This window comes from Lentzea sp. NPDC058450 (assembly GCF_042721395.1).
GTDB lineage: Bacteria > Actinomycetota > Actinomycetes > Mycobacteriales > Pseudonocardiaceae > Lentzea.
In genome coordinates, this window is record NZ_JBHXLO010000017.1 from 38,019 (window position 1) to 64,988 (window position 26,970).

A 26,970-nucleotide genomic window follows, 5' to 3' on the forward strand; every position below is an offset into this window, starting at 1 on the left:
GGTGACGTACAGACCCAACTCAGCCACGCACGCTTGAGATCGGGGCTTGACTTTGGGTGCGAGATGCTAGCCTCGCGGATCGGCCGGGCGCTTTTCAGCCCGGCTTTTAACGGCCGATGAGCATCTCGCAAGGGCCCCGAAGTCAAGCCCCGATCTCTATCGTCGCGAAGCGGCGATGAAATGACCCGGCTCGTCCGCAGTTGTCTTTGCACCCCAACGCAACCACCGCACTGGCGACGTAACACGCAAAAGGGGCGAGGGACCGCAAGGTCCCTCGCCCCTTTTGATGTCTCAGCTCGAAGAGCTACTTCCCACCAGTCTGCGGGTTGTAGTCGGAGATCGTCCCCCACCGCCCAACAGGGATCACGATCACCCGAGCCTTGCCCACCACGTTCGAAATCGGGATAGCACCATCGGCAGGCGTCGGATCCCCGTGCTTCCGCGAGTCCGACGAGTTGTTCCGGTTGTCCCCCATCACCCACAACTTCCCAGCGGGCACAGTCACCTTCTCGAAGGCTTCCTGCTGCTGAGGCCCCCCACCGAAGTTCAGGTACGGCTCGTCCAACGGCTTCCCGTCGACGAGAACCCGCCCCTGGTCATCACAGCACTCCACGGTCTGCCCACCCACGGCGATGACCCGCTTGATGAAGTCGGTGCCGGAAGGCTCGGACAGGTTCACCATCGACCCGAGATCCTGCAGGGTCCCGACCACGAAGTTCGGCGGCTCCTTGCCCCCGGTCCAGTTCGGCGGCCCGCGGAACACGATCACGTCGCCCGGCCGGGGGTCGTTGAACAGGTACGTGATCTTCTCGACCAGCACCTTGTCGTTCACACACCCGGTGCACCCGTGCAGCGTGGTCTCCATCGACGCCGACGGGATCACGAAGACGCGCGCGACGAACGTCTGGATGACGACGGTCAGCAGCAGCGCCACGCTGAAGATGACCAGCAGTTCCTTCCAGAACGGCTGTTTCTTCTTCTTCCTGCGGAACCGGGGTTCCGCATCTTCCTCGTAGGCGGAGGAACGCGACGAACGGTCCTCGTACGACGAAGCTCGCGAAGCGGACGTCGAGAAGCGTGACGTGGGCTCGGCGGGGCCGTCTCCGGAGGGAGGGGTGGTCTCCCAGGTCGACGAATCGTCGTTCACGCGATGACTCACACGCCCCACCTTACGGACGTCCGGGTAGGCGCAACGTGAACAGGGCCCCGCCTTCGGGGGCTCTGCCCGCCGTGGCCGTGCCGCCGTGCCGTTGTGCCACCTGCTTGACGATGGCGAGTCCCAGGCCCGAACCCGGCAGGGTCCGCGCCTCGGACGAACGGTAGAACCGCTCGAAAACGTGAGGTAGATCGGCGTCCGCGATGCCGGGGCCCGCGTCCGCGACCTCCACGATGGCGCTGCCGTCACCCATCTGCCGAAGGGTCAGCCGCACCGCCGAGCCCGACGGGCTGAACTTCACCGCGTTGTCGAGGAGGTTCAGCACGGCGCGCTCCAGAGCACTGGAATCACCCAGAAGTGTCCACGGTTGCAGCTGCACGTCGAACGTCACGGCGTTCGAGGCACGGCGGCGCGCGCGGTCCAGAGACCGTTCTACCACCTCGACGAGGTCGACCGGCTCGTGCACGACCTGCGGGGCGTCCTCGCGGGCGAGTTCGACCAGGTCACCGATCAACGTGGTCAGCTCGTCGATCTGCGCGCGCACGTCGGCCTGGATCTCCGATTTGTCCTCTTGCGACAACGTCGGGGAGTCCGGGCGTTCCGAGGCGAGCAGCAGCTCCAGGTTGGTGCGCATGGACGTCAACGGCGTGCGCAGCTCGTGGCCCGCGTCGGCGACCAGGCGGCGTTGTCGTTCCTGCGACTCGGCGACGGCGCCCAGCATCGCGTTGAAGCTGTGCGTCAACCGCGCGAGCTCGTCGTCGCCCGACACCGGGATCGGGGTCAGGTCGCCGGTGTTCGCGACGCGTTCGGTCGCCTCGGTCAGCCGTTGCACAGGTCTGAGACTCGTGCGCGCCACGGCCGTGCCCGCGATGGCCGCGAGCAGCACACCCGCGCCGCCTATCAGCAACAACACCACGCTGAGCTTCGCCAGCGTCGTCCGCTGCGGCACCATCGACTGGGCGATGATGATCGCCTGACCCGACTGGTACGGCACGGCGATGACGCGCGACTCGGTCTTGTGGTCGGTCCAGATGAACTCGGGGCGGTCGCCGTCCGCGACGTCCCAGGCCTCCTGCACGGTCGGCGGCGGGTCGGACTCCTTCGGGTAGGAGAGCTTCCCGGAGTCCGCCAGCAGCACGCCCATCTTCACGTCGCCGGCCGCGAGGAACGCGGCCGGGTAGTTGATGAGCTCGTTCGGGTCGTTGACCTTCTTGCCGTTGGCGACCGTGGCGGCACGCTGCCGCAGACCGTCGTCGAGTGCGTCGTAGGTGCTCTTCCGCACGACCATGTACGCGCCGAGGGACACCAACGCGACGGCGCCGGCGACGCAGAACGCCGCGAGCCAGGTGACCCGGGCCCGCAGCGACGCCCTCTGCAGGCGCCCCTGCGGTTCGATCACGGAGGGGTCTCCCGCAGGACGTAGCCCACCCCGCGCACCGTGTGGATCAGCCTCGGCTCGCCCTCCAGCTCCGTCTTGCGGCGCAGGTAGCCCACGTAGACCTCCAGGGCGTTGCCCGAGGTCGGGAAGTCGTATCCCCACACGTCCTCCAGGATGCGGCTGCGCGTGAGCACCTGGCGCGGGTGCGCCAGCAGCAGCTCGAGAAGCGCGAATTCGGTGCGGGTCAGGCTGATCGGACGCTCGCCCCGGCGGACGTCCCTGGTGGACGGGTCCAGCTCGAGGTCGGCGAACTTCAGCGCGGCCGCGGACTGCTGGGCGGCGTCGTCGTCGTGCGCGGCACGACGCAGCAACGCGCGCAACCGGGCCAGCAGCTCTTCCAGTGCGAACGGCTTGGGCAGGTAGTCGTCGGCACCGGCGTCCAGACCGGACACCCGGTCGCTCACGGCGTCCCGCGCGGTCAGCACGAGGATGGGCAGGTCGTCACCGGTGCTGCGCAGCCTGCGGCACACCTCGAGGCCGTCGAGGCGGGGCATCATCACGTCGAGCACCATCGCGTCCGGCCTGGCCGCGGTCACCGACTCCAGGGCCTGCATGCCGTCTCCGGCAGTCTCGACCTGGTAGCCGTTGAACTGGAGCGAGCGGCGGAGTGACTCCCGGACCGCCCGATCGTCATCGACAACGAGGATGCGCATAGGGGCAGTCTTGCCGAGCCATCTGAGAAGTGCCTGAGAAGCGCCCTAACAGCGGATGTGAGTTCGGCGTTAGCCTTCGAGGCCGCGCGCGACCGGCGCGTTCCACTTCCGCCAGAGCGCAATCAGCCTGATGGTGATGATTATTGACGCACCGGTCAACGCGACCAGGCCTTTCGGGAATCCGGCCCACTCGCCCACCGCCACCACCACCGCGCCGGACAGCGCGGCCACGGCGTAGATCTCTCTCCTCAGGACCAGAGGGATCTCACGAAGAAGAAGATCCCGCAGCGCACCCCCGCCGATTCCGGTCGTCATCCCGATGAGACACGCGGCATAAGGAGTCGCGCCAAGTGAGAGCGCAGTTGACGTGCCCGACGTCACGAACAGACCGAGCCCCACGGCGTCCAGCAGCAGCACCGAGCGGCGGAGCTTCGCGACCTGCGGGTGGAACCAGAAGACGATCAGGCCCGTACCACCGGCGACCAGCAGGTACGGCCAGTTCCGCAGCGACGTCGGCGGGTGCACGCCGAGCAGCACGTCGCGGATGATGCCGCCGCCCAGCGCGGTGGTGAGCGCCAGGATGATCACGCCGAACACGTCGAGGCGGGCCCGCACCGCGGCCACCGCTCCGGAGGCGGCGAAGACCGCGATACCGATCAGCTCCAGGACGATGAGCAGCACGAACGGAGAGAGTAGTGCCGTGACCGCCGGCCTTCGCCCCGTGGTCACCCACGTCAGCGGGGAGCGGCGTCCCGGCGGTACCCGGCGTCCAGCCGCCCGCCCGCGGCCAGCAGCACGCCCTCCACGGCGGCGATGAACCGCTCGGCGCCCGCACCCCGCACCAACGTCCGGTAGCCGTCCACGAGCTCGTTCTCGCCGGCGTCCCGCAGCCGCCGGGCCAGCCACTTGCCGTGCCCGAGCCACCGGTTCCGCACGACCAGCGCCAGCTCGCCCGCGCAGGTCAGCAGCCGTGCCGCGATGAACAGCCGCTCGTCCTCGTCCCGCGCGCCGATGAGGTCCTCCAGCAGGTCGGTGGTGCCGTACCGGCGGTCCTCCAGTTCGGACACGGACGCGGGCGCCGGACCGGCGGCGAGCAACGACCGCGCCTCGGCCCGCATGCGCTGCCCGGTGCCGTCGGCGTCGAGCATGAGGAACCCGTCGGCGCACATGTTCAGCAACGGCGGCCGGCGGCCCTCGGAGTCACGGGCCACGAACTCCCAGAAAGACTCGATCGTGTGACAGAACAGCTCGACCGGCCAGCCGCGGTGCCGCAGCGTCTCGCGGAACGCGCCGGGCAGGTCGTCCACGATCACGATCATGTCCAGGTCGGAGTTCGCGGTGTAGTTGCCCGCCGCGACGCTGCCGCCGAGGAACGCCGCCCTGGCCAGCGGGTAGTACGTGTCCAGCAGGTCACGGGCCACCTGGACCGGGTCCTTGTCCCAGTCCAGCGGGTGCCCGGTGACGTAGTAGTCCTCGTCGGGGCTGAGCGGGCCGAGCACGTGCTCCACGCACGGCCTGATGGCGGGCAGCACCTCGTTCAGATCGACGAGCCACGGGTTGTTCTCGACGTCGAAGAACGGCCTGATCATCAGGAACTCGGTGCGCGAGATCTCCCGCACGCTGACCGGGGCGCCGCTGAGGTGCTTGGCATAGCCCTTCAGGCGCCAACCCATGTTGTCGCCGTAGGCATGCCTGACCTCGTCCTGGTCCCCCGCCACGAAGCCATTGTTCACACGCGTGCAACCGCCAGCAAATACCCCAGCGACGGTTGGATGGCGAGCGGCGACAGGATCTCGTCCAAATAGCGGCGCGCTTCTTCTCCGTGCGCCGCAACGAGAGCGTCGTAATGCATGCGCGCGCCCTCCTGCATCCGCGGCACGGTCTTGCGCGTCTCGTTGCTCAGGTCGATCAGCTCCACGACCTGCAAACCCGCCGCAGCCAACAGCTTCGGGTAGCCGCCGAACGTCGGCAGCTCCTCGATGTCGTACGTGGTCAAAATGGACTCGATCTGGTCCAGCACCCCGTCCGCGACCGGCCTGCGCTGCACGAAGTCCGAGACCACCACCAGTCCGGACGGCTTCACGACACGGGCGAACTCGCGCAACACGCCGACCCGGTCGCCCAGGTGCGGCAACGTCTCCACGGCCCACGCCGCGTCGAACACGTCGTCGGGGAACGGCATCTCGTGCGGGTTCGCGTGCACGAACCGCACCTGGTCGTCCACGAACAACGCTTCGGCCCGGGAGTTCGCGCTCGAAACGTACTCGGCGAACGGCGACACCGAGACGATGTCCGCGTGCGAGGCCTCGGCCAGCCGGAACGCCGACGTGCCGACGCGGCGGCCCAGGTCCAGCACGCGCGAGCCGTGCCACGCGCCGAGCTTCTCGATGTGCAACGCCGTCATGCGTTCGGCGGCGATGCGGTTGGACGACTCGTCCTCTTCGGACGTCCACAGGCCGAAGTGGAGGTTGTGGTCCCAGATGGCCCGCATGACCTCGTGGTAGACGTCGGCCATCAGAAGAAGTCCGCGAGCCGGGGCACGCCGGACGTGCCGGTGAGCTGGTCGAGCACCACCGCGTCGGCCGGGTCGCCCTCCAGCAAACCCGCGCGCCGCAACGCATGCGTGTTCTGCGCGCCGGAGAACCACGGCCCCAGCGCCCGCGCGTGCACCCGCACCGCGCCGGTGCCGCCGGGTTCGACGCGCACCGCGCCGTCCTCGACCACGAGCCGGTGCAGGCCAGCGTGCCACGGCGCGTGCGCGTCGACGATCTCCAGATCGACCGAGGTGTCGGCCAGGCGGGGCCAGCCGCGGGCGGCCACGGCGGCGGGCAGGTCCACGACCCGTTGCATCCACGTCGAGCTCCACACCGAGTGGCGCATCGGGGTGCTGCCGAGGAAGTTCACGGTCGCCGGGTCGGTGATCCGCACGTCGATCGCCTCGAGCGTGCCCGCCCACGACGAGAGCGAGCGGAGCAGCGTGAGCTGGGCGTCCACGTCGACGGCGATGAGGTCGAACACCTTGAGCCGGCCCATGTCCCCGCCGGGCTCGCGCTTCGCCGTCAGGTAGCCGCGCAGGCCGTCCGGGCCGGGCAGCACCGTCATCAGGTCCATCTCCAGCACCTTCTCGACGTCGATGCGCGGTGGGCGGCGGTCCGCCATGCCGTCGATCGTCCTGGCCACTTCGAGATAGCAGTCGTGCAGCGCGGCGAGATCGCTCTCGGTCGCCGGGCGGGAGGCTACCGGTTCGGCGGGCCTCGGAACTGAGAGCAGCCTGTCCATCGGCAGCTCGACCCACTCGAAGACGCCGGCCTTCTCCCAGCCGCGGCCCCGGTACAGCGCAGGCACCGTCGGGTAGAGCGCCGAGATGGGCTGACCGTGCTCGCGCATGACGTGCAGCGCCGCGTCGAGCAACGCGTTCGCGACTCCCCTGCCGCGGAACGAGCCGTCGACGGCGACACCGCCGATCCCTCCCATGGGGACCGCGGCGCCGCCGTAGAACTGGGCGAACGCCCCGATGCCGAGCACACCCGCCGCCTGGCCGTCGATCTCGGCGAGGAGACCGTGCGTGCCCTCCCTCAGCAACCGTTCGGGCAGCTCGGTCGAGTTGAACGCGACGCGGCGGAGCCGGAACACGGCGTCGCGGTCGTCCTCGGTGTACTCACGGATGCGCACGGACAACTATCTACCAGGAAAAGAACCCCTGGCCCGTCTTCTTCCCCAGCTCGGCGCGCGCGACCTTGTCCCGCAACAACTGCGGCGGGTCGAACCGGGGCCCCAGCTGTGCGGCGAGGTGCTCGGCGATGGCCAGCCGGACGTCGAGTCCGACCAGGTCGGTGAGCTCCAGCGGGCCCATCGGCCAGCGGTAGCCGAGCTTCATCCCGGTGTCGATGTCGGCCGCCGACGCGACGCCCTCCTCGACCATCCGGATCGCTTCCATGCCAACGGCGACGCCCAACCGCGAGGTCGCGAACCCGGGAGAGTCACGCACTTCGATCACGGTTTTTCCCAGTTGTTCGGCCCAGGTTCGCACCTTGGCCACGTTCGCCGGGTCGACGCCGTCGTGGTGCACGAGCTCGACGAGCTGCTGCACGGGGACCGGGTTGAAGAAGTGCATGCCCAGCACGCGGTCGCCGGGCAGTCCCTCGGCGATGTCGGCGATCGAGAGCGACGACGTGTTGGAGGCGAGGATCGCCTGAGGGCACTTCGCGGCCGCGTCGCCCAGCACCTTCTGCTTGAGCGGCACGTTCTCCGGCACGGCCTCGACGACGAGCTCGGCGTCCGCCGGCGGTTCGCCCACCGTCAGGTTCGCCATCATCTGGTCGGCCTCGTCGACCTGGATCTTGCCCTTGTCCTCGGCCTTCTGCAGCGACGCCTTCACGGCGAGGAACGCGGCGGTCGACCGTTCGGCGTCGGCCTCGACCAGCCAGACCTGGTGCCAGCCGGAGAGCAGCAGGTGCGCGATGCCCGCGCCCATCGTGCCGCCGCCGATGACGACGGCCTTCACGACTCGACCACCTCGGCGCTGAACATCGCGACGAGCTCCATGCCGCCGATCTCGGCGAGGTTGGCGCCCGACGTGGCCCACTCGGGGGACTTCAGGGCAGCCTTCCAGGTCTCCTCGGACGTGAAGTACATCTCGGCGATCAGGTACGGCTCGGTCTCGCCGAGGAACCCGGCCAGGAACACCTGCTGCACCTTGGCGACCTCGGCGCGGACCAGGCCCGGGACCGATCCCACGATCGGCAGGTGCGACTCGAAGTACTTCTGGTCGAAGTCCTCGGGGTCGTCCGGCCGCCGGTACAGCGCGATGTACTTGATCATGTGACACCATCCTCCTCGACTCGCCGAGCACTGTAACGCCCGGAGCACCCGTCGAGCTGAGGCACGATGGTGGAGTGCGGATCATCCTGCTGCGCCACGGACAGAGCCTCGGCAACGTCGACGAGCTCGCCTACTGCCGCATCCCCGACCACGCCCTCCCGCTGACGGCGACCGGCGAGGACCAGGCGCGGGCGGCCGGACCGACGATCAAGGAGCTGATCGGCGACGGCCCGGTCGCGGCCTACGTCTCGCCCTACAAGCGGACCAAGCGGACGTTCGAGCTGCTCGGGATCGACGCGGAGCGGATCGTCACCGAGCCGAGGGTGCGCGAGCAGGACTGGGGCAACCTCCAGGACCCGGTGCAGCAGGAGGTGCTCAAGCACCAGCGGCACGCGTTCGGGCACTTCTTCTTCCGGCTGCCCAACGGCGAGTCGGGCGCGGACGTGGACGACCGGGTGGCGGCGTTCCTCGACGGCCTGACCGTGCGGATGCACAAGGACGAGCACCACCCGAAGACGGTGCTGATCGTGTCGCACGGGCTGACGATCAGGTTGCTGTGCCGCAGGTTCTTCGACTGGAGCATCGACCTGTTCGAGTCGCTGTCCAATCCGGACACCTGCGAGAACCGCGTGATCGACCACGTCGGCGACGGGTGGAGGCTGGACCGCCCCTTCGACCAGTGGCGCGACTCACCGGACGGAACGGCCCAGCACTCCGGTTAGAGCAGCCCGCGCTTGTAGGCAGCCACGAGACGGCGAGGCACGAGGAGTTCCTTGCCGTCCAACGTCCGCACGGTCACCAGGTCCGGCGCGGTCGCCTTCCACTGCGACCGGCGATGCCGCGTGTTCGAGCGGGAGGTCTTGCGCTTGGGAACGGCCATCAGCGCTCTCGCTTTCCGTAGCGGCGGTTGAACTTCTCGACCCGGCCCGCGGTGTCCATGACCCGTTGCGTGCCGGTCCAGAACGGGTGCGAGTCGGCGGTGATGTCGACGACCAGCAACGGGTAGGTGTTGCCGTCCTCCCACTCGATCGTCTTCGCCGACGTCGCGGTCGACCGGGTCAGGAAGGTCTTCCCGGTGGACGCGTCCTGGAAGACGACGGGGTGGTAGTCGGGGTGGATTCCTGGCTTCATACGTCCAGCTTTCGGATCGAGTCCACGAAGGACAGTTCGTCGTCGGTGAGCAGCGCCTGGGCGAACGCCGCCGTGATCGCGTCCGGTTCGCCCAAGGTGATCGCCACGATCTGAGTGGTCTTCCCGCCGCGCGGCCCGCCCTCGCCGACGTGCATCCCGCAGCCGGCGGACTCCAGGTGCAGCGCCACGTCCGGTTCGTCGGCGACCCAGAGCCGGCCGCGCGAGCGCACGACCGTTCCGTCCAGCAGCGAGTCGAGCGCCTGGTCGAGCCGGGCCGGGTGGAACGGCCGGTCCGCCGTGAAAACCGCTGTGGACACACCGCATTCGGGCGTCAACGGCACCAGCCGCGGCCGCGTGGACTTCCGGACGACGACCGTCTCGGGCGTGCAGCGGTGCGCGCCGGGAGCGAGCCGGTCGAGCACGGCGAGCGTGCGTTCGTCCGGTTCTCCTTGCAGCACCAGCACGTCCGCGGCCTCGGCCTGCGCGACGACGACCTGCGCCACCGTCCGCCGGTCGCTGGTCATCGACGCGTCGCTGAGCGCGTCGTCCAGCCAGCCGGCCGCGTCGAGCACGGTGATCACGCACTCGACGTCGACGCCGAGGTTGCGCCGCACCGCGTCCGGTTCCAGCAACGGGTCCAGGTGCAGCACGACCGTGTGCCCCTCGAAGCTCGCGAGCAACGAGCGCAGGTCCTCACGGACCGTGCAGGACACGCAGCCGTGCAGCAGTTCGACGTCGGTCGCGATGCCGTCGACCCACCGCCGCACGAGCGTGTCCGCGGCGACGTGCCGCACGAGCACCGAACCGGGCCGGTCGCGCCACACCCGCACGGCGACGTCGTGGTCCACCAGCCCCGCCACCATGACGACAACGGTTTCCATGTGAGGTACCGTAGATGAAAACGAAAGTCGTTTCAATCTGGAGGTACTCGTGCGCTGCCAGCTGACCGGCCGGGAGCCGGGCTTCGGCAACCGCGTCTCGCACTCACAGCGGAAGACCCGGCGCCGGTGGGACCCGAACATCCAGCGGAAGCGGTACTTCGTGCCGTCGCTGAACAGGTTCGTGACGCTCACGCTGTCCGCGAAGGGCATCAAGACCGTGGACAAGATCGGCGTCGAGGCGGCCGTCGCGAAGCTCAGGCAGCAGGGGGTGAAGGTCTGATGGCCAAGAGCACGGACGTCCGGCCGATCATCAAGATGAGGTCCACCGCCGGCACCGGGTACACGTACGTGACCCGCAAGAACCGCCGCAACGACCCGGACCGCCTGGTGCTGCGCAAGTACGACCCCGTCGCGCGCAGGCACGTCGAGTTCAAGGAAGAGCGCTGATGGCGAAGAAGTCGAAGATCGCCGCGGACCAGCGCCGCCGCGAGGTCGTGGCCCGGTACGCGGAGCGGCGGGCGGAGCTCAAGGAGAAGCTGCGGCACCCCGAGACGCGCGAGGAAGCGTTGCGGGGCCTGCAGAAGCTGCCGCGGGACGCGTCCCCGACGAGGTTGCGCAACCGCGACGTCGTCGACGGACGGCCGCGTGCCTACAACCGGAAGTTCGGACTGTCCCGCGTGCGGCTGCGGGAGATGGCCCACCGCGGCGAGCTGCCCGGCGTGTCGAAGGCGAGCTGGTGATGCGCGAACGGAAACCGCTCAAGCGCAGGGTGAACCTGCTCGCGAAGGAGGGCGTGACCGTCGTCGACTGGAAGGACGTCACGCTGCTGCGCAAGTTCATCTCGGACCGGGGCAAGATCCGGTCCCGCCGGGTGACCGGCCTGACGCCGCAACAGCAGCGTCAGGTCGCCACGGCCATCAAGAACGCACGGGAGATGGCCTTGCTGCCGTACCCGTCACAAGGGCGATGACGCGGATCGCCGCGCTGGCGAGGAACGCCAGCGCGGCGAGCTGCACCAGCAACGCGAGCGCCCAGGTCGTGTGTTCGTCGACCGTCAGATCGCCACGAACACCCACCAAGAAGGTCGCGTAGAGGCCCCAGCACTGCAGCGCGGCCAGGCCCGCCCCGACGATGGTGGTCTTCAACGAGACGACGACCACGACCGCGGCGAGCAGCACCAGAGCCACGAGCGGCCAGGCACCGGTGAACGTGGTCACGCCGACTCCGCCGCCGAATCCGAGCGCGGAGCCATAACCACCCCTCATTCTTCGCATCCGATCGGTGTAGCGCGTCAGGTGAGATCAGCGCCACCTCCCAAGCGTGAAGTTGGTGCTTTCGAGTGAGGCACGATCGGTCGAATGAACCTGTACGACGTGGTCCACCGCCGCAGGGACACCCGCGCCGAGTTCTCCGGTGAAGAAATCCCGGAGGACGTTCTCCGCCGCGTGCTGACGGCCGCGCACGCCGCCCCGAGCGTCGGGTTGTCGCAGCCGTGGGACTTCGTGCTGGTGCGAGATGAGACGACCCGGCGTGCGTTCCGCGACCACGTCCAGGCCGAACGCAGCGTCTTCGCGGCGCAGCTCGACGAGGAGCGCGCGGAGACGTTCTCGCGGATCAAGGTCGAGGGCGTCATGGAGTCGTCGCTCGGCATCGTCGTCACGTACGACCCCGATCGGGGCTCCCCGGCGGTGCTCGGCCGGCATGCGATTTCGGATGCGGGCTTGTACTCGGTGTGTCTGGCCATCCAGAATCTGTGGCTCGCCGCCACCGAAGAGGGCCTCGGTGTCGGCTGGGTGAGCTTCTACCGAGAAGATGTGCTGCGCCGCCTGCTGGACATCCCCGCCAGGGTCCGTCCGGTGGCGTGGCTGTGCGTGGGACCGGTTCGTTCGCTACCCGATACGCCCGATCTGGAACGTCACGGGTGGCGCAACCGCCTGCCTCTCGACGACGTCCTGCACCACGATCGGTACGGGGCGCGGCACACCCGGTAGCCTGTGCGGGCCGCTCGGCGAGTCGGAACGGAGTCGATGACCGAGGTGGAGCAGCGCGATCCGCTGGTAGCGGGCCAGATTCCGCGATCGGACCTCGAAGTCCGCGCGTTGTACAACGCTGGCCGCGTGCCGGAGGCGAACAGCCTCTTCGACGAGGTGGTCACGAAGGTGTCCCCCGGCGCTGACCGGTGGGCCCGGTCCGCCGTGCTGGTCAACCGGGCCGTGATGGCGTGGCGCCTCGGCCGCATCCCCCTGGCGCTGGAACTCGCCGCCGAGGGCTGGACCGACCTCGACGCCGAACGGTCGGACAGCCCGGCCGTGGCCCACACGATGGGCTCCCTCGGTTATCTGATGGAGGGAATCGGCAACCGGCGCGCCGCCCTGGACATGCTGCGGCTGTCCGTCCAGGTGGCACGGCGCGCGGGCAACACCGACGTGCTGGCCCAGTGCCTGCAACGCCTCGGCGGCTCCCTCAACTTCCGCGCCTGCTCCGGACCCGCCGCCGCGGCGCCCGCGATCTTCGAGGAGGCACTGGCCTATCTGGACGAGGGCCTGGGCATCGTCAAGGACGAGGGGCACCGGCGTGCCCTCCTCGGAGCCTGCGGGCGGTCGCTCGCCGGTGTCGGCCAGCTGGACAAGGCCGAGGAGATGGGCGAGGAGACCCTGCGGCTGTCGGTGGACGCCGAGGACCTGTGGGGCATCTCGGTCGGCAACTGGGTCCTCTCCGTCGTGCGCCGCGAGAAGGGCGACCTCGACGAGGCCCGCACACTCGCGTCCCGCGCGGTTTCACACGCCGAACGCATCAACGACACATCACTGCTGCTGCGGTTCTCCACGGAGCTCGCGGACATCTGCCACGGGCTCGACGACGCGCAGGGTGAGGCCGAGGCGCTGCGCCGGTCCATGCAGGCCTCCCGCACGGCCAGGGAGACGTTGCAGGAGGGCCTGGGGCAGGCGCTGGAACAGCGCCGGGTGGCCGTGCAGGCGCAACGACTGGCGGTGGCGGCGCAGGAGGCCGCGGCGCGCGATCCGTTGACGGGCCTGGCGAACCGGCTCGGGCTGGAACGGGCGGCCGCCGCGCTGCTGGAGTCGACGGCGGCGCGCGGGCGGGTGCCTTGGCTGGTGCTGGTCGACGTGGACTGGTTCAAGAACGTCAACGACGACGCCGGGCACGCGACGGGCGACGCGGCGTTGCGCGAGATCGCGACGCTGCTGCGGCGTGAGTGCCGCGCGGACGACCTGGTGGCGCGCTGGGCCGGTGACGAGTTCGTGGTGCTGCTGGGCGACACCGGGCCGAACATGGACGTCGGGCCGAACGTGGCGGAGCGGATCCGCGCGGCCGTCGACGGGCACGACTGGACGATGGTGCTGGGCGCGGTCCGCCGCCCGACCGTGAGCATCGGCGTGGCGGCGGGACCGGCCAAACTGGACCAGCTGTTCGCGGCCGCGGACATGGCGCTCTACCGCGCCAAGCGCCACGGCCGCAACAGGGTCGAGGTAGAGCCCTCGGTGGACGAGGTGGTGTCCGGGAACTGAGGTTCCCGGCTCTTCCGGCTCTCCGGGCTCCCGGCTAGGCGATCAGGCCGCCGCGGTAGGCCACCAGCGCGGCCTGCACGCGGTTGACCGCGCCGATCTTGCCGAGCACGGACGAGACGTAGCCCTTCACCGTCGCCTCCGACAGGTGCAGGGTGCCGCCGATCTCCGCGTTGGACATGCCCTGGCCGATCAGCACGAGCACCTCGCGCTCGCGTTCGGACAGGCTCTGGAGAAGCCGTCGCGCCGGCTCCGCCATTCGTTCGCCGTCGGCCACCGCCGCGAGAACTCTCGCCGCGACGCCGGGGTCGAGAACGGCTCCTCCGCGCGCGAGATCGCGCACGGCTTTGACGAGCTGTTCCGGTTCGGTGTCCTTGAGAAGGAAGCCGGCCGCGCCGAGACGCAGTGCTTCCGAAACGTATTCGTCGACGTCGAACGTGGTCAGGATGCAAACCCGGGGTGGGTCCGGCAGGGTCCGCAGCCTCCGCAAAGCCACGAGTCCGTCCGAGGTGCGCATCCGGATGTCGAGCAGAACAACGTGAGGACGGTGCTGGCGCGCCAGGTCGGCTACCAGGTGTCCGTCATCGGCCTCAGCAACAACTTCGATGTCTCCGACGCTGCTCAGGATCATGCGAAGGCCGGAACGGACGAGATCCTCGTCGTCGGCCAGCAGAACCTTGATCACGACGCCTCCCGCATTGGCGTTCCGTGCTCCCTCATGTTCGTGATCTTCGCGTACGCACGCCGAAGGTCACGTTAATTTTCAGTTATCTCATCATGTGGTAACGGATTTTCGAGATCACCGGCACCGTTCACAGTTACCGGAATTGACTTCTGACTTCGCTGCGTAGGCATGTCACCTGGTCTTTAGAGGGACCGTCGGAACTGTGCGTGACCAAAACCGTGAATCCCACTGAGTGGAATGCCGTACCAGAAACACGAGTCCACCCTCGGTAATCCGATTCAGATGTCTCGTTTGGTCTCGTTTCTGCCCATATGGCTTTTCGATGGGTTTCGGTATCGATACAGCGGTCTCGGCTTGGTTCCGGAAAACGCGAAGGTCTTTCGCAATAGCTCTACCGGAAAGTAACGTGCGTCACAACAGCCCTGCCCTGCACGGAGAGGAGCTTCGCGCGATGCGGAGAGCCAATCCGGTGACGTCCCTGCTGGCGATCGCCACCGTCACCGCCTCCCTTCTGATCGTTCCCGCCGCCGCTGCCGAGGAGCCGCCGCGCGCGGCCGCGTTCGCCGCCGACGACTACTGCCTCGGGCAGTGCGGCGACATCGTGCCGCCCGGTACCAACGGCAACGCGACGCTGGCCGAGATCCTGACGCACAAGGCGTTCGGCACCAGGCCCGCGCACTCGGCCGACCAGCTCGGCAAGTACGACGCGCTGGTGTCCGGCTATTCCGGCCTGACCAACTCCCAGCTGACGGACTTCTTCAACGACGCGTCGTTCGGGGTGCCGTCGGACCAGGTGGAGAGCACCCTGAAGCCGCGGTCGGACGTGACGATCGTGCGGGACAAGAAGATCGGCATGCCGCACATCACCGGCACCACGCGGTCCGGGACGATGTTCGGCGCCGGCTACGCGGCGGGCCAGGACCGGCTGTGGCTGATGGACATCTTCCGCCACCTGGGCCGCGGCCAGCTGACCGGTTTCGCCGGTGGGGCACCCGGCAACCGGGTGCTGGAGCAGAGCTTCTACAACCAGATCCCGTACACCGAGGAGGACCTGCAGCGGCAGATCGAGTCGGCCGCGGCGAACGGCGGTGAGCGCGGGCGGCAGGCGCTGGCCGACGTCAACGACTACACCGCCGGCATCAACGCGTACATCACGCAGTCCGTCTCGGCGCGGAACTTCCCCGGCGAGTACGTGCTGACCGGGCACGCCGACGCGATCACGAACTGGAACGACATCCAGCCGTTCAAGTCGACCGACATGGTGGCGATCGCTGCCGTGGTCGGCGGCCTGTTCGGCGCGGGCGGTGGCGGTGAGGTGCAGTCGGCGCTGGTGAAGCTGGCCGCGCAGAACCGGTACGGCGCCGCGGTCGGTGAGCAGGTGTGGCAGGCGTTCCGGGCGCAGAACGACCCCGAGGCCGTGCTGACCCTCCACGACGGACAGTCGTTCCCGTACTCGGCCTCGCCCGCTTCCCCTGCCGGGGTGGCGCTTCCGGACGGCGGGTCGGTGACGCCGGAGCGGATGGTCTACGACGAGGTGGGCGGGACGGGTGCCTCCGTCGCCGTTCCTGCCTCTGCCGAGGTGGCGAAGGCTCGCGGGATCTTCGAGGACGGCGTGCTGCCGCCCGACCTGCTGAACAAGAAGCACGGCATGTCGAACGCGCTGGCGGTGTCGGGTGCGGTGAGCGACACCGGCAACCCGATCGCCGTGTGGGGCCCGCAGACCGGGTACTTCGCCCCGCAGTTGCTGATGCTGCAGGAGCTCAACGGGCCGGGCATCCGTTCGCGCGGCGTCTCGTTCGCGGGCGTCTCGATGTACGTGCAACTGGGGCGTGGCGTCGACTACTCGTGGAGCGCCACTTCGTCGGCGCAGGACATCATCGACACCTACGCCGTCGAACTGTGCAACGCCGACGGGTCTCCCGCTTCCAAGGCTTCCACGTCCTACGTGTTCCACGGTGCCTGTTTGCCGATGGAGCGGTTGGAACGTCGCAACGCCTGGAAGCCGACGGTGGCGGACGGAACCCCCGCGGGTTCGTACACGCTGGTGATGTACCGGACCAAGTACGGGCTGGTGACGTCGCGGGCGACCGTGGGCGGGAAGGTCGTGGCGTACACGACGCTGCGGTCGACGTACATGCACGAGGTCGACTCGATCATCGGGTTCCAGGAGCTCAACGATCCTGGCGCCATCCGTTCGGCCGCGGACTTCCAGCGGGCGGCGAACAAGATCGGGTACGCGTTCAACTGGTTCTACGTGGACTCGCGGGACAGCGCGTACTTCAACTCCGGGCTCAACCCCCTCCGCCGGTCCACTGTGGATCCGAACCTGCCGGTGTGGGGCCGTGCCGAGTACGAGTGGGTGGACTGGAACGCCGACACGAACGTCAGCGCAGTGCTGCCGTTCGCCGGGCACCCGAACTCGATCAACCAGGACTACTACATCTCGTGGAACAACAAGCAGGCCAAGGACTTCACGTTCGGCGGGTTCGGCCACAGCGCCGTGCACCGCGGTGACCTGCTGGACCGCCGGGTGAAGGCGTTGCTCGCCACCGGGCAGAAGGTGACGCGGGCGTCGTTGACGCGCGTGATGGCCGAGGCGGCGGTGGCCGACCTGCGGGCTGAGCAAGTGTTGCCCGAGTTGCTCAGGGTCGTGGAGTCGGCACCGGTCGACGCGACGCTCGCTCCGGCCGTGGCCGCGTTGAAGGCCTGGCAGACCTCCGGCTCGCTGCGCAAGGAGACCGCGAAGGGCAGCAAGGCGTACTCGCACGCCGAAGCCATCCGGATTCTCGATGCCTGGTGGCCGTTGCTGGTCGAGGCGCAGTTCAAACCATCGTTGGGTGATGGGCTGTACAACGCCGTGGTGGCGGCCCAGCAGGTGGACGAGGCTCCGTCCGACGCGCACGGTGCCGCGCCGCACAAGGGTTCCTCGTTCCAGTACGGCTGGTGGGGTTACGTGGACAAGGACCTGCGCAAGGTCCTGGGCGACCCGGTGCAGGGCGCGTTCCCGCAGACGTACTGCGGTGGCGGCACCCTGGCGGGCTGCCGCACGGCCCTGGTCTCGTCGCTGGCCGCGGCCGTCGCCAAGCCGGCGAACGTCGTCTACCCGGGCGATGCCGACTGCGCCGCAGGCGACCAGTGGTGCGCGGACACGATCATCCACCGCGCGATGGGCGGCATCACCCAAGACAAGATCCACTGGCAGAACCGCCCGACGTACCAGCAGGTCGTGCAGTTCCCGTCCCGCCGCGGCCAGAACATCACCAACCTGGCGGCGGGCAGGACGGCCACCGCGTCGTCACACGAGTCGGGCTGGAACAACCTGCCGCCGTCCAATGCGGTGGACGGGAATCCGACTTCTCGGTGGGCGAGTGACTGGAACGACAACCAATGGATCCAGGTGGACCTTGGCTCTGTGCAACGCATCGGTCGCGCCGTGTTGCGCTGGGAGTCGGCGTTCGGCAAGGGGTACCGCATCGAGATTTCCAATGACGGCACGAACTGGCGGAACGTTTTCTCCACAAGTAGTGGCGATGGCGGCGAGGATGTCGTAGCGTTCACACCACAGGACGCGAGATACCTCCGGATGACCGGTACCCAACGAGCCGGGCAGTACGGATACTCCCTGTACGAGCTTGAGGTCTACAGCTTGTAGGCCTTCGAGATGAGGACGCCGATCCACCCCCAGGGGTCGGCGTCCTCTACTTATTTCAGGCCCTGAACAGGTAGTTCCTGACCTCGTCGCCGATGTTGTGCGTCGGCACCCACTCGCTGCCGTGCCACGTGCTCATCCGGTACCCGCGGCCGGTCAGGAAGTCAGCGACGTCCTTCGCCTGGTACCCGAAGCGCTCCACGTGCCGTTCCTCGATCTCCAGCAGGAACGCGGGCTTGAGCCGTGCGATCGTCTCGACGGCCCCTTCGAGCACCTTCAGCTCGGCCCCCTCGACATCGGCCTTCACGAAGTCGAGCTTCATGATCCCCTGCTCCTCGACGAAGTGGTCGAGCGTGTCCGTCTTGACCAGAACGTCCAGGTGCTGGTCGAACTCCTCGTTGGACCCCAGCCCGTTCGCCCCGACCGTGAGGAACGACCGCCCGGTGACCGGACTCCCGTGCCGCACAGGCACGGACATGACCTCACGCCCCTGCTTCTCCGCCCCCAGCGCAACCGAGTGCCGCCGGATGTTGGCCCCTTCGCGCGGCCGCAGGACGTACGAAAGGGCAGGGTGCGCGAACACGAGGGGCTCCACGCTGTGCACAGTCCCAAGTGGACCAACCAGTCTGGACAGCGTCACCGTGTACAGCCCCAGCGCGGCCCCGACGTCGACGCAGACGTCTCCAGGCTTGACGACCTTGCGGAGCCCGATGAGTTCCGCCTCGGCGTAGGGCGTGAGCCGGGCCAGCGCCCGCAACCCGGCAACAACCGCGGCACTGCGAAGTTGGGTCAACACCCCAGTCAGCCTAGACGTGCCCGTTCGCATGCCGTTCGCCCGCAGGCAACCCGACCTGATCAGCGAACTCAGCAGCAACCCGGGCCCCGCCGTAAACCCCGAGAGCCTTCACCAAATGCTGCTTGAGGTCCCTCTGATGAGCGTCCTCGAGCTCAGGCATGGCCCGCTCCACACTGCTGACCAACGACTCGGCCCAATGCGTCTGCGGCTCCCGCTGAGCGATCCGAACCAGCTCAGCGAGGTGATCGGCCAGCTTCACGGCCTCCTCGACCTGGTACCCGTTGCGCTGCAACCACCAGATCGTCGCCGTCCCCACATCCGTCAGCACCTCGTCCCGCAGGTACCGGATCTCGGCCCGCTCAACGTCCCGCTCAGCCAACTTGAACGTGGAGTTCCTCAACAACTCGATGTGCTTCTTGGCCATCTCCAGGTCGTCGTCGTTGACACTGACCTTGACCTGCTCGGCCCGAGCCCACACATGAGTCCCAGGCACTTGCCGCTCAGTGGCGAGCTCGTCCCCCAACTGCACCTGCAGAGCAGCGTGATGCACCAACATCGCCTTGCCGCTGATCTCCTTGGCCCGCTGCAAAACGTGATGGATGGCAGCACTCCGAGGCGAGTTGTGCCGCAGCCCGGTAGCCAGATCCAGCCGCCACACCACAGTGAGCTTCAACTGGAAGTCCAACCCGTAAACCGCACTAGCCAACGGCGTCTCGAACTCCTGCTGATGACTGCTGGCCGGCGGCACGAACGTGAAGTCGTCAGCCCGCTTGGGCACCCGCCGCCGCCACCAAGCCTTGAGGGCACCCAGGGGTCCAGGACGGAAGTCAGGCCAAGGTCTGCTCACACGCCCTCCCTACCTGACGTTTGTGCCCGGCAGAAGGTGGCCTGCCTCACTTCCCTCCAACGGCCGCACCCCCACACCGCCCCCTCTCACAGTGCGTGAGCGGCCCTCGCGCAGGCGGTTGGCGGGGGCGCTGGTCAACTCGGTAGCGCCACCCCGCTAGACTGCTCACGCCAGCCCTAGTAGCTCAGGGGATAGAGCATCGGTTTCCTAAACCGTGTGTCGCAGGTTCGAATCCTGCCTGGGGCACCACCTTTCGCCGGGTGAAATCAAGCTCTGACCAGCGGCAACGCGGTCGGAGCTTGATCTTTTTGGTCAGTCACCGTCGGGCGGAATCTGCCCCTGTTTGCCGCCGTCTGCGAAACCACCGCGAAACCGTTTTGGGGTGCTGGGACCGCTGAGGCGCGCCTTCACCACTGAGGCTCCGGACCGCCTTACTGTCCGCCCATGAACCTGCTGACCCTGGTGGGTCCCACGATCGCCTCCGTGGTGGCGCTCACGATCGCTGTCATCGGTTGGAGGAAGCAGACCCGCCGCGACGAGAAGGAACGAACGGACCGGCTCAAGTCGCAGAAAGCCGAGCTCCTGGCCGAACTGCTTGAGCTGTGCATTGCTAACAGCGGTCTGCCCGTCGGCCGAGACGTCGCCAGGGCGAAGGCCATCCTGCTCAGGCTTCCAGGCAACATCGCGACAGTTCTCCGTCAGGCCCTCAACCTTCGGTACACGATGCACGTACCGCTCGACGAGGCCACGGCAGTACGTATGAAGTCGACAGGCCCACACGACGCGAACGACAAGTGGGAGATCTTTGACGCGGCGTCGGCACTGACTCGCGGATCCTTCAGCGCACGACGCGAGTGGATCGAAGCTGAAATCGTCTATGACATCGCCGGGCTGATGGGCGACGACCAAGACGCCGTCCTCGCGGCTTTGAAGAAGGACGTTCGCGACTTGAGCACCGCGCTTCGCGTCAACATGCGGGACCAGCAAGCAGCCACCAAGAACGAGTCGTCTGAATGACTGCAACGCGTTCAAGCCCCCTGGCGTGCTCAACCAGGGGGCTACTCGAACCGCGCAGCTACGCCGCTTCAAACAATCGCTCGATCGTCGCGTTGACCGTCTCGCGCTGCCCATCGATGCACTTTGCGTAGATCTTGAGCAGCACCTCAACCGAATGTCCTGCCCGCTCCGCGACCTCCGTCGCAGGCACCCCTCCGTTGAGCCAGAGCGACACGGCAGCGTGCCGCAGGTCGTAGGGCCGAGCAGCCAGCGGCGAGGCCACCTGAGCCGAGGTGAGTCCGTACGGTCGCGCGTCCTGCCACACCCTGTAGTACGTCGAAGACGACACCACCCCACCCTTCGGTGTCCAGAAGAGCCGACCATCTGACGCGACTCCGAACCGGTCGACATGGTTCCGAATCCGCCGCACCAGCACCGGCGGGATGGGCACAGGCCGCACATCCTTCGCGCCCCGATGCTTCAGCCCGCGTTGGTCGTGCACCTCCCCCGAGTCCGTCCACCGCTTCCCCGCCGACGGCCGAGACTCGCCGAGCATCAGCAGCCCCCAACCCTCATCGGGAAGGGTGCAGTCGTCCAGCTTGAGCCCGAGCCCTTCAGCCGGCCGCGCCGCTGCGTAGTAGCAGGTGGCAAAGAACGCTTCGAGGTGCGCGCCTCGATCAGCGTTGCGCCGCCCGACGTACGACACGGCCGTAAGCAGTTCCTCGATCTGCCGAGGATTGGCCACCACACGCGGGTCAACCTGCTCCACAAGCTTCGCGACCTTGCGCTTGATCCGATTCAACGGGTTGTCCGGGATCAACTCCCGCTCGACCGCCAACGCCAGCAGGTTGAACAGCACCGCCCGCTTCCGCGAATACACGGTTGCAGCCGCGGACTTCCCATCAAGCTTCGTCGCCAGCGCGTCCAGGACCTCCCGAACCGACACCGCGTACGTCATGTCGTACAACGGCCGTGAGTACCGAACCAGCCAGTCCACGACCTCCTGCTGTTCGCGGTCGAGCTGATCGTCACGAGTCGTCGACGGCAACAGGTGACGCGTCAGCACCCCACGTAGCTCCCTCAACTCCGGCCGGCCAGGTCCGTTCTTCACGAACGCAGCACACGCAGTCGCCAGCGCATCCACCGTGCTGCTTCGCGTCTTCGCAGCCGAGTCCGGCCACTTCATGTCCACGTAGGACTGTGCGAACTCCAAGAACGAGAAGGAGTTCTTCCGCTTCAGCTCCGACAGCGGAAGCCCAGTCTCCACATCGAACTCTTCACCGAGCCGCGCCGCCTTCATCAGGTCGGAACGCCGGTTGATCGCCTGCGCCTTGTTCGCGAACCACTCCGAGTGGCTCTTCTTCTCCGTCACCCACCGGACGCCCCACGGCTTCGGCCGCTTCTTCCCCTTGGCCGTCTTCTTCTTCGTCCAGTCGGCGATCTCCCAGAAGGTGACCTTCAGCGTCGTCTCGCTCATGCGGCCCGCCCGTAGAGGTCGTCCATCCAGTCCAGGAAGTCCGAGCGCCGACACCGCAGCTCCCCGTTAGGGAGCGGGAAGCAACGAGGCCCCTTCCCCGTCTGCCGCCACTTGTAGAACGTGTCCCGAGAGACGTCCCCGCCGAGCGCCTCCAGCATCTCCGGAACAGACATCAGTTCAGCTATCTCACGCGCCTTGCCGTTCATGATTCCCCCCGTTTACGCAGCTTGATGAGTTGCCGAACTATCTGGCGGTCCGGCAGATGCGAGCAGCGCGGCCGTGTATTCGGCCTTCCACCTGCGCCGCTCAGCGACAGCGCTCAAGAGCAGGTGCGCCCGTGGCGGCACGTTCGGATCACCGGGCTGGACGTTGTTCCAGACGACGCGCTGCGCCTGGTCCTCGGGCTTGATCCCGACGTCCGCGAGCAGTTGCCGAACAAACGTCTTCCGGTCGTGCTTGTGGTCTGCGAGCGACTTACCCGACCACTTCCGCGACACGAGCACCCGCCGACCAGCCACCCCAAGCGTGGTTCGCTTGTGCGCCTTGCCTTTGCACTTCCCAGGCACCGTGGACAACCGAGCCCCACGAGGCTGGACGCCGTACAGCAGCCACACCGCGCACTGCGGTGAGCAAGGCGTCACGGCCAGCTCCGCGCACAGTCGTTCGGCGTGGTCCTCCTGCCGCGCGGTCTGGGCGTCGAAGCACTCGTTGATGCTCTTGGTGAGGTACTTCGTCAGGTAGCCGATGTGGCGGCCAGCCTCTTGAGTGCCACCGAGGATGCCCTTGGAGTGCACCTGCACGCCGAAGCGCGCCACATGAGCCGGACGCTCGACCTCATCCAGGGCTTCTTCCCAGGTAGGCAAGGCCCTTCGAGTCTGCGGGTCCACGAAGCCCTTGACCCGCACATCCCAGGACGGCAGCTGGTCGCCGCTGTACTTGATCTCATCGTGCGCAGGCCACCAGACCTGGTGGTAGGTGGCCTCGGTGACCGCTTTCAGCTCCGCACGCGAGATCGAGCCCCGGACCGCCGCGTGCCAGTGCGGAGCAAGCCGACGCTGTGGCTCAACCGCCGAGAAGTACTGGACCTCCCAACCCACACAGCGCCTGAGGTTCTGCACGAACCGATCGAGTAGCGCGGCGAAGTGCACCGCATCCCGTGCCGCACGGCGGTAGTCGTACCGCGAGGGATCGACAGGCGTGCCGTCGCTGCGAACCTTGCCGTAGGTGTCGAGCGTCAGCGTGAGGAACGTCGAGGGCTGGTACTTGCCCCCGAAGACCTTGCCCACGGTGCGCTTGCTGACCGGCCGCCGAGGCAGGTTGGGCGCATCCTGCCGACGCCTGGTCGACCGCTTTCGCACGCCCTTGAGCGGGACTTCCAGCGAAGGGAGCGAACCGCGGACTCCGAGTTGCCGAAGTTCGGCGTCGACCTCCGCGACCTCTTCCCGCACCTCCTCCGCACCCACTTCATCGCCCTCACCGAGGGCCAGGCGGAAGGCCTTCACCAGGTCAGCCCGGTACTCAGTCAGCTCCCGCTGTTCGTCGCTCGGAGCGTCCGGAGTGAAGTCCGGTTCCTCGGTCAGGTGCCATCCCTCGCGACACTGCGCCATCCGCAGACGCCGGTTCTTCTCAGCGCAGGTCGGACAGACACTCGCGACCGTTGAGCCGCACGGGACGGGCACGATGTCCACGCGCCCGGTGTCGAGGTCGATCCGCTCCTTAGCCAATGGCCGGACACAGACGCCGTGTTCCTCAGCCACGGCCCGCACAACGTCGAGCGCGGCTGGCTGCTTCATCCGCTCCGATCGAGTCAGGTACTCAGTCACGCCGCAGCCCTCCCGTCCGTCAGCTCGGGGAACTCGTGCACGGTGGCCGGAGCGAGGTACGCACCCAGCTCGACCAGGTCCGCGTCTGTGACGTTGAAGGCCCGCGCACGCTCGGGTTCGCGCTGCCCGTCCTCCTTGCCCCAGGCCACACCCGGCGTGTTCTCGCTGATCTCGTGAGCAGCCGCACCGCGTTGCCGAACGCCGTCGCCCAGGACCATGTCCACCTGCACCGGCTCATCGAGGCGCAGTGCGACACGGGTCGTGAACAGGTGCCGAAAGCCGACGATCTCCTTGCGCGGGTCCTGGACCAGGCCGACGACGGCGTAACCAGGAGCACGCCCTTGAGAGGTGATCGTCTGGATAGCCCGCGTCGCCCGTTCGCGAAGGTTCCGGTCCGGCTGGTAGGCGATCAGGTCCGCCAGTTCGTCCACGACCAGGACCGTGAAGGGCTCCCCCGTGCTTCGCGCCCACAGTCGCCGAACACCCCGGTAACGGGTGGCCCGCTCCTTCACCTCTGCGGCGATTTCTTCAAGCAGGGCAACAGCTTCAGGACCGTTGTCGTAGACGACCTTCTCGAACGCGTCCGGACACTGCCCCAGCTCCATACCGCCCTTGGGGTCGATCCCGACCAGGCGGACCAAGCCGGCTTTGATGGCCGGAGCGAGCTGCCACACGATCGACCACAACACCGAGCCCTTGCCGGCACCAGGAACGCCGACCACGAGGACCTGCGACCCGAGCAGCCTTAACCGCCAGGGCTTCCCCGTCTCCGTACGACCGACGACCACACGCTTGAGGTCGACCTCTCCGGGGTCGGCGAGCTGCGGCACCGCGACCGGACGCGCCAGCGGGTCAGCGTGGATGAAGTCGAGCTCAAGCACGCGAGGCTTCAGCACCCGCACCCGACAGGACCGAGCGTTGAACGAGTGCGCCAGGTTGTCTCGCCGCAACTCCCACTGCTCAGGAGACTGCGCCGGGATCATCCGCACGCGCACCTTGTCCCGCCAGCCCTCCGACCGAATGCGGCGCAGCTTCGGGAGGTACTCCTTCCCGCGGACTTCCTTCGTCAGCTCCGCAAGCCGCACCACGGTCCGCCACTGCGGCACGTACACGGTGAGCCGCCGCCACTCAGTCAGCACGCGGTACCAGCCATGCCGGAGGAACGAGTCCCGGTCGAGGCCGTACCAGACCGCCAAGACACACATGAGCGACAGCAACGCGAGCACCAGCGGCGAGAGCCCGAACCGGTGATAGGCGACGTAGCCGCCGAGGCCGGCCGTGACCGCAACCGGGTACCGAACGGCCAGAACGACCAACCGCACGACCAGGCGGACCGCGAACCACAGCAGGGCAGCGGGCGCGAGCACGAGCTTGACCCAGCCGGGAAGCCATACCCACCAAGGAACCTGCGGACGTGCACCCTCGAACGGTGCGGGATCAACCCAACGGTTTCCCTTCATCGCGCACCGCCAGCGCACTTCGGGCACTGGAAGACGCTCCCCACGCTCGGGATGCGTCCAACAGGCTGGAAAGCCCCCGAAGCGCCGGTGTGCTGCGCCCGACAGGTCAGGCATTCGAAGCCCCGAGCCTGCGCCGCCGTGAGTTCCATCGTCTCCAGTGAGCCGCCATCGAGCATCACGGCATAGCTGGAAACGGTCTGCCTGGTGGAGATCATCTGATCCCCGTCTAGCGCACGAATGCGCTCAGGCTCTACGCTCATCGTTGTTCACTCCTGAGTTGGGTGGACAACGCAGGAGCGGCGAGGTTGGTAGCCGGGTTCCGCTCCTGCGTCTCACGTTCTCTTTGCACCGCAACAAGACGTGCGGCATCGCCACGTGACCCAGCCGAGTCACGCGCTCTGTCCAATAAGGACTTCTGCTACTTCTTCGCCGTCTTGGTGACCTTGATCGCCTCCCCCTTCTCGCGCTCACGGTTCGCCCAGTACATGGCCTCGTGGTGGTGGCTGCGATCGGTCTCAGCGACGCGGGCGTAGATGGCGGCGGACCGGAGGTAGTAGTCCTTCAGCACGGCGGGCGCGGACTTGGGATTGGGGAGGAGCTTGCTCAGCACGTCATGTGCCTCGCTCAGCGTCCGAGCCTGCTCAGCAAGGCCCCAGTGCATCGCCTCAACCGCGGACATCAGGATCTCCCTCCGCCAGGGCGTGCCGGCCTTCCTGACTGCCGAGGTGATCCGCCAGCTTGGAAGCTTCACGCGACAACTCCCGGCAGAACCGCATCAGCACGTCCGAACCGCCGGGGAAAGGCGGGAGCTGGATCGCGATGTTGACCGGGTCGAGGTAGATGGCCAGCGCCGGAACCTCGGGCGTCACCCGGATCATGGCCGCGCCCGCGTCTTGCCCAGGCGTACAGGTGGCGTTGAACCCCATCACTGACCACCCCGCGCCGCATCAAGGGCCGTCTGTCCCTCAGCAACCGCCTCAGCAAGCCGGGGCAGCGCTTCCGCGTCGACCACCAGGACGGCTGGGAACGCGTTGCCCAACCGGAACTCGACCCGTCCGGCGAAGACGAGCGGTTCCACCCGAATCGGCAGGTTCGCCGTCAGGTGCAGGCGCATCAAATCGGGCACGGATCACGCCGCCTTGGGTGCGGGCTTGGCCGCGACGATGGCCTTCATGCCGGTGGCCCGCAGGCTGTAGCCCAGCTTCGCCCGGCAGCGGTGACGCTCACCGACGTGGCCACCACGGCAGCCCTTGTCATCGATCCACGGCGTCACCGTCAGACCCTCGAACATCGCCGGGCGGATGTCCGTACCCGGAATCGCCTCCGGCGGGACCGGCTGGTGAGGTGCCGAAATCTTGACCGTGACCGCAGCGTCCGCCTTGCGCTCCGCAGCCTGGTCGATCACCAGGACCGACCACACGAGCTGACCGGTCTCCTTGTCCTTCTCCTGTTCGGCGAGGAGGCCCTTGGCGCGCTCCTCAGCCGACTGGAACTTGAGGACGGGCTCGACGCCCATCACGAGCGCGCCCCTCGGGAACACGAAGTCGTGACCCGCCGGGAACCTGCTCCCACCTGTGATCGCCATCGTCGTTCTCCTGACGTTTGTGCCGGTCGGGGCCGCTCCCCGACATCT

General features: G+C 67.7%; 33 protein-coding genes and 1 tRNA gene. 10 read left to right on the forward strand and 24 right to left on the reverse strand.

The annotated features are described in order from the left end of the window. Positions 1 to 304: 304 nt before the first annotated feature. From lepB to ACFWNN_RS25400, 9 genes are all read right to left on the reverse strand, one after another. Positions 305 to 1,159, reverse strand: coding sequence for a signal peptidase I (gene lepB, locus ACFWNN_RS25360; protein WP_382442412.1), 855 nt, complete (start codon positions 1,157 to 1,159; stop codon positions 305 to 307). A 10-nt stretch (positions 1,160 to 1,169) separates the two neighbouring features. After that, a complete protein-coding gene (locus tag ACFWNN_RS25365; protein WP_382442413.1) occupies positions 1,170 to 2,555 on the reverse strand; it encodes a sensor histidine kinase in 1,386 nt (461 codons plus the stop codon). Continuing rightward, positions 2,552 to 3,247 carry a response regulator transcription factor gene (locus ACFWNN_RS25370; protein ID WP_285642478.1) on the reverse strand — a complete coding sequence of 232 codons (696 nt, stop codon included), beginning with the start codon at positions 3,245 to 3,247 and terminating at the stop codon, positions 2,552 to 2,554. Before ACFWNN_RS25370 ends, ACFWNN_RS25365 begins: the two co-directional genes overlap by 4 nt. 69 nt (positions 3,248 to 3,316) lie before the next feature. Further along, positions 3,317 to 3,928: a trimeric intracellular cation channel family protein gene (locus ACFWNN_RS25375; protein WP_382442414.1), complete on the reverse strand. Its 612-nt coding sequence runs from the start codon at positions 3,926 to 3,928 to the stop codon at positions 3,317 to 3,319. A 53-nt stretch (positions 3,929 to 3,981) separates the two neighbouring features. Continuing rightward, entirely contained in the window at positions 3,982 to 4,965 is a 984-nt protein-coding gene (locus ACFWNN_RS25380) for a nucleotidyltransferase domain-containing protein (RefSeq protein WP_382442415.1), read from the reverse strand. Positions 4,966 to 4,976: 11 nt separating this feature from the next. Then, the gene (locus ACFWNN_RS25385) at positions 4,977 to 5,762 is read right to left on the reverse strand and encodes a class I SAM-dependent methyltransferase (protein ID WP_382442416.1); all 786 of its coding nucleotides are present in this window, start codon (positions 5,760 to 5,762) and stop codon (positions 4,977 to 4,979) included. After that, complete coding sequence (gene eis, locus ACFWNN_RS25390) at positions 5,762 to 6,919, reverse strand: enhanced intracellular survival protein Eis (RefSeq protein WP_382442417.1); 1,158 nt, start codon at positions 6,917 to 6,919, stop codon at positions 5,762 to 5,764. Before eis ends, ACFWNN_RS25385 begins: the two co-directional genes overlap by 1 nt. Positions 6,920 to 6,929: 10 nt before the next feature. After that, a complete protein-coding gene (locus tag ACFWNN_RS25395) occupies positions 6,930 to 7,751 on the reverse strand; it encodes a 3-hydroxyacyl-CoA dehydrogenase family protein (protein WP_382442418.1) in 822 nt (273 codons plus the stop codon). Next, complete coding sequence (locus ACFWNN_RS25400) at positions 7,748 to 8,068, reverse strand: EthD family reductase (protein ID WP_382442419.1); 321 nt, start codon at positions 8,066 to 8,068, stop codon at positions 7,748 to 7,750. Before ACFWNN_RS25400 ends, ACFWNN_RS25395 begins: the two co-directional genes overlap by 4 nt. Before the next feature lie 74 nt (positions 8,069 to 8,142). Between ACFWNN_RS25400 and ACFWNN_RS25405 the strand changes: the two genes are divergently transcribed. Beyond that, positions 8,143 to 8,790 carry a histidine phosphatase family protein gene (locus tag ACFWNN_RS25405; protein WP_382442420.1) on the forward strand — a complete coding sequence of 216 codons (648 nt, stop codon included), beginning with the start codon at positions 8,143 to 8,145 and terminating at the stop codon, positions 8,788 to 8,790. On the opposite strand, the gene rpmF is transcribed toward ACFWNN_RS25405, so the two are convergent. Genes rpmF through ACFWNN_RS25420 form a run of 3 tightly spaced genes read right to left on the reverse strand, consistent with a single transcriptional unit; the run spans position 8,787 to position 10,080 of the window. Beyond that, complete coding sequence (gene rpmF, locus ACFWNN_RS25410) at positions 8,787 to 8,948, reverse strand: 50S ribosomal protein L32 (protein WP_086666238.1); 162 nt, start codon at positions 8,946 to 8,948, stop codon at positions 8,787 to 8,789. The genes ACFWNN_RS25405 and rpmF overlap by 4 nt on opposite strands. After that, the gene (locus tag ACFWNN_RS25415; protein WP_089909110.1) at positions 8,948 to 9,199 is read right to left on the reverse strand and encodes a type B 50S ribosomal protein L31; all 252 of its coding nucleotides are present in this window, start codon (positions 9,197 to 9,199) and stop codon (positions 8,948 to 8,950) included. The genes rpmF and ACFWNN_RS25415 overlap by 1 nt, the downstream gene beginning before the upstream one ends. Then, positions 9,196 to 10,080 carry a GTP-binding protein gene (locus ACFWNN_RS25420; protein ID WP_382442421.1) on the reverse strand — a complete coding sequence of 295 codons (885 nt, stop codon included), beginning with the start codon at positions 10,078 to 10,080 and terminating at the stop codon, positions 9,196 to 9,198. Before ACFWNN_RS25420 ends, ACFWNN_RS25415 begins: the two co-directional genes overlap by 4 nt. Before the next feature lie 49 nt (positions 10,081 to 10,129). Between ACFWNN_RS25420 and rpmB the strand changes: the two genes are divergently transcribed. From rpmB to rpsR, 4 genes are read left to right on the forward strand one after another with little or no spacing between them, the layout of a single operon-like run. Next, on the forward strand, positions 10,130 to 10,360 hold the full coding sequence (rpmB, locus tag ACFWNN_RS25425; RefSeq protein WP_382442422.1) for a 50S ribosomal protein L28: 231 nt from the start codon (positions 10,130 to 10,132) through the stop codon (positions 10,358 to 10,360). After that, positions 10,360 to 10,527: a 50S ribosomal protein L33 gene (gene rpmG, locus ACFWNN_RS25430; RefSeq protein WP_191303664.1), complete on the forward strand. Its 168-nt coding sequence runs from the start codon at positions 10,360 to 10,362 to the stop codon at positions 10,525 to 10,527. The genes rpmB and rpmG overlap by 1 nt, the downstream gene beginning before the upstream one ends. Next, complete coding sequence (rpsN, locus tag ACFWNN_RS25435; protein WP_285642515.1) at positions 10,527 to 10,820, forward strand: 30S ribosomal protein S14; 294 nt, start codon at positions 10,527 to 10,529, stop codon at positions 10,818 to 10,820. Before rpmG ends, rpsN begins: the two co-directional genes overlap by 1 nt. Next, the gene (gene rpsR / locus ACFWNN_RS25440; protein ID WP_360046925.1) at positions 10,820 to 11,050 is read left to right on the forward strand and encodes a 30S ribosomal protein S18; all 231 of its coding nucleotides are present in this window, start codon (positions 10,820 to 10,822) and stop codon (positions 11,048 to 11,050) included. Before rpsN ends, rpsR begins: the two co-directional genes overlap by 1 nt. On the opposite strand, the gene ACFWNN_RS25445 is transcribed toward rpsR, so the two are convergent. Beyond that, positions 10,998 to 11,297: a hypothetical protein gene (locus ACFWNN_RS25445; protein ID WP_382442423.1), complete on the reverse strand. Its 300-nt coding sequence runs from the start codon at positions 11,295 to 11,297 to the stop codon at positions 10,998 to 11,000. The genes rpsR and ACFWNN_RS25445 overlap by 53 nt on opposite strands. 141 nt (positions 11,298 to 11,438) lie before the next feature. Here ACFWNN_RS25445 and bluB point away from each other — a divergent pair, with 141 nt between their 5' ends. Continuing rightward, positions 11,439 to 12,071 (forward strand): 5,6-dimethylbenzimidazole synthase, encoded by a 633-nt coding sequence (bluB, locus tag ACFWNN_RS25450; RefSeq protein ID WP_382442424.1) that lies wholly within the window; start codon positions 11,439 to 11,441, stop codon positions 12,069 to 12,071. 36 nt (positions 12,072 to 12,107) lie between these two features. Further along, a complete protein-coding gene (locus ACFWNN_RS25455) occupies positions 12,108 to 13,607 on the forward strand; it encodes a diguanylate cyclase (protein ID WP_382442425.1) in 1,500 nt (499 codons plus the stop codon). A gap of 34 nt (positions 13,608 to 13,641) precedes the next feature. Here ACFWNN_RS25455 and ACFWNN_RS25460 read toward each other — a convergent pair whose 3' ends face one another. Next, on the reverse strand, positions 13,642 to 14,289 hold the full coding sequence (locus tag ACFWNN_RS25460) for a response regulator transcription factor (RefSeq protein WP_030481367.1): 648 nt from the start codon (positions 14,287 to 14,289) through the stop codon (positions 13,642 to 13,644). A gap of 451 nt (positions 14,290 to 14,740) precedes the next feature. On the opposite strand from ACFWNN_RS25460, the gene ACFWNN_RS25465 reads away from it, so the two are divergent. Continuing rightward, entirely contained in the window at positions 14,741 to 17,941 is a 3,201-nt protein-coding gene (locus ACFWNN_RS25465) for a penicillin acylase family protein (RefSeq protein ID WP_382442426.1), read from the forward strand. A 55-nt stretch (positions 17,942 to 17,996) separates the two neighbouring features. Here ACFWNN_RS25465 and ACFWNN_RS25470 read toward each other — a convergent pair whose 3' ends face one another. Together ACFWNN_RS25470 and ACFWNN_RS25475 are read right to left on the reverse strand one after the other, a co-directional pair. Further along, a complete protein-coding gene (locus ACFWNN_RS25470; RefSeq protein ID WP_382442427.1) occupies positions 17,997 to 18,734 on the reverse strand; it encodes an FkbM family methyltransferase in 738 nt (245 codons plus the stop codon). A gap of 10 nt (positions 18,735 to 18,744) precedes the next feature. After that, a complete protein-coding gene (locus ACFWNN_RS25475) occupies positions 18,745 to 19,419 on the reverse strand; it encodes a hypothetical protein (protein WP_382442428.1) in 675 nt (224 codons plus the stop codon). A 335-nt stretch (positions 19,420 to 19,754) separates the two neighbouring features. On the opposite strand from ACFWNN_RS25475, the gene ACFWNN_RS25480 reads away from it, so the two are divergent. Continuing rightward, positions 19,755 to 19,830 (forward strand) — tRNA-Arg (locus ACFWNN_RS25480). A gap of 195 nt (positions 19,831 to 20,025) precedes the next feature. Beyond that, positions 20,026 to 20,598, forward strand: a complete 573-nt coding sequence (locus tag ACFWNN_RS25485; protein ID WP_360046916.1) for a hypothetical protein — start codon at positions 20,026 to 20,028, stop codon at positions 20,596 to 20,598. A gap of 58 nt (positions 20,599 to 20,656) precedes the next feature. On the opposite strand, the gene ACFWNN_RS25490 is transcribed toward ACFWNN_RS25485, so the two are convergent. From ACFWNN_RS25490 to ACFWNN_RS25525, 8 genes are all read right to left on the reverse strand, one after another. Further along, entirely contained in the window at positions 20,657 to 22,054 is a 1,398-nt protein-coding gene (locus ACFWNN_RS25490; RefSeq protein ID WP_382442429.1) for a tyrosine-type recombinase/integrase, read from the reverse strand. Beyond that, positions 22,051 to 22,227 (reverse strand): AlpA family transcriptional regulator, encoded by a 177-nt coding sequence (locus ACFWNN_RS25495; RefSeq protein ID WP_285642564.1) that lies wholly within the window; start codon positions 22,225 to 22,227, stop codon positions 22,051 to 22,053. The genes ACFWNN_RS25490 and ACFWNN_RS25495 overlap by 4 nt, the downstream gene beginning before the upstream one ends. A gap of 45 nt (positions 22,228 to 22,272) precedes the next feature. After that, on the reverse strand, positions 22,273 to 23,847 hold the full coding sequence (locus ACFWNN_RS25500) for a replication initiator (RefSeq protein WP_382442553.1): 1,575 nt from the start codon (positions 23,845 to 23,847) through the stop codon (positions 22,273 to 22,275). Positions 23,848 to 23,873: 26 nt separating this feature from the next. Continuing rightward, entirely contained in the window at positions 23,874 to 25,244 is a 1,371-nt protein-coding gene (locus ACFWNN_RS25505; RefSeq protein WP_382442430.1) for an FtsK/SpoIIIE domain-containing protein, read from the reverse strand. A gap of 511 nt (positions 25,245 to 25,755) precedes the next feature. Beyond that, positions 25,756 to 26,016 (reverse strand): AMED_5909 family protein, encoded by a 261-nt coding sequence (locus ACFWNN_RS25510; RefSeq protein WP_382442431.1) that lies wholly within the window; start codon positions 26,014 to 26,016, stop codon positions 25,756 to 25,758. Continuing rightward, positions 26,003 to 26,263, reverse strand: a complete 261-nt coding sequence (locus ACFWNN_RS25515; RefSeq protein ID WP_285642567.1) for a hypothetical protein — start codon at positions 26,261 to 26,263, stop codon at positions 26,003 to 26,005. Before ACFWNN_RS25515 ends, ACFWNN_RS25510 begins: the two co-directional genes overlap by 14 nt. Further along, entirely contained in the window at positions 26,263 to 26,463 is a 201-nt protein-coding gene (locus ACFWNN_RS25520) for a hypothetical protein (RefSeq protein ID WP_090066052.1), read from the reverse strand. The genes ACFWNN_RS25515 and ACFWNN_RS25520 overlap by 1 nt, the downstream gene beginning before the upstream one ends. Before the next feature lie 3 nt (positions 26,464 to 26,466). Further along, entirely contained in the window at positions 26,467 to 26,922 is a 456-nt protein-coding gene (locus ACFWNN_RS25525) for a hypothetical protein (RefSeq protein WP_382442432.1), read from the reverse strand. Positions 26,923 to 26,970: the final 48 nt, after the last annotated feature.

Bases quoted from the DNA above. Each gene is read 5' to 3' on its own strand.
- ACFWNN_RS25370 (WP_285642478.1), bottom strand. From the start codon at position 3,247: ATGCGCATCCTCGTTGTCGATGACGATCGGGCGGTCCGGGAGTCACTC.
- ACFWNN_RS25385 (WP_382442416.1), bottom strand. From the start codon at position 5,762: ATGGCCGACGTCTACCACGAGGTCATGCGGGCCATCTGGGACCACAAC.
- ACFWNN_RS25400 (WP_382442419.1), bottom strand. From the start codon at position 8,068: ATGATCAAGTACATCGCGCTGTACCGGCGGCCGGACGACCCCGAGGAC.
- rpmF (WP_086666238.1), bottom strand. From the start codon at position 8,948: ATGGCCGTTCCCAAGCGCAAGACCTCCCGCTCGAACACGCGGCATCGC.
- ACFWNN_RS25415 (WP_089909110.1), bottom strand. From the start codon at position 9,199: ATGAAGCCAGGAATCCACCCCGACTACCACCCCGTCGTCTTCCAGGAC.
- ACFWNN_RS25420 (WP_382442421.1), bottom strand. From the start codon at position 10,080: ATGGAAACCGTTGTCGTCATGGTGGCGGGGCTGGTGGACCACGACGTC.
- rpmG (WP_191303664.1), top strand. From the start codon at position 10,360: ATGGCCAAGAGCACGGACGTCCGGCCGATCATCAAGATGAGGTCCACC.
- rpsN (WP_285642515.1), top strand. From the start codon at position 10,527: ATGGCGAAGAAGTCGAAGATCGCCGCGGACCAGCGCCGCCGCGAGGTC.
- rpsR (WP_360046925.1), top strand. From the start codon at position 10,820: ATGCGCGAACGGAAACCGCTCAAGCGCAGGGTGAACCTGCTCGCGAAG.
- bluB (WP_382442424.1), top strand. From the start codon at position 11,439: ATGAACCTGTACGACGTGGTCCACCGCCGCAGGGACACCCGCGCCGAG.
- ACFWNN_RS25455 (WP_382442425.1), top strand. From the start codon at position 12,108: ATGACCGAGGTGGAGCAGCGCGATCCGCTGGTAGCGGGCCAGATTCCG.
- ACFWNN_RS25465 (WP_382442426.1), top strand. From the start codon at position 14,741: ATGCGGAGAGCCAATCCGGTGACGTCCCTGCTGGCGATCGCCACCGTC.
- ACFWNN_RS25485 (WP_360046916.1), top strand. From the start codon at position 20,026: ATGAACCTGCTGACCCTGGTGGGTCCCACGATCGCCTCCGTGGTGGCG.
- ACFWNN_RS25490 (WP_382442429.1), bottom strand. From the start codon at position 22,054: ATGAGCGAGACGACGCTGAAGGTCACCTTCTGGGAGATCGCCGACTGG.
- ACFWNN_RS25495 (WP_285642564.1), bottom strand. From the start codon at position 22,227: ATGTCTGTTCCGGAGATGCTGGAGGCGCTCGGCGGGGACGTCTCTCGG.
- ACFWNN_RS25500 (WP_382442553.1), bottom strand. From the start codon at position 23,847: ATGAAGCAGCCAGCCGCGCTCGACGTTGTGCGGGCCGTGGCTGAGGAA.
- ACFWNN_RS25510 (WP_382442431.1), bottom strand. From the start codon at position 26,016: ATGTCCGCGGTTGAGGCGATGCACTGGGGCCTTGCTGAGCAGGCTCGG.
- ACFWNN_RS25515 (WP_285642567.1), bottom strand. From the start codon at position 26,263: ATGGGGTTCAACGCCACCTGTACGCCTGGGCAAGACGCGGGCGCGGCC.
- ACFWNN_RS25525 (WP_382442432.1), bottom strand. From the start codon at position 26,922: ATGGCGATCACAGGTGGGAGCAGGTTCCCGGCGGGTCACGACTTCGTG.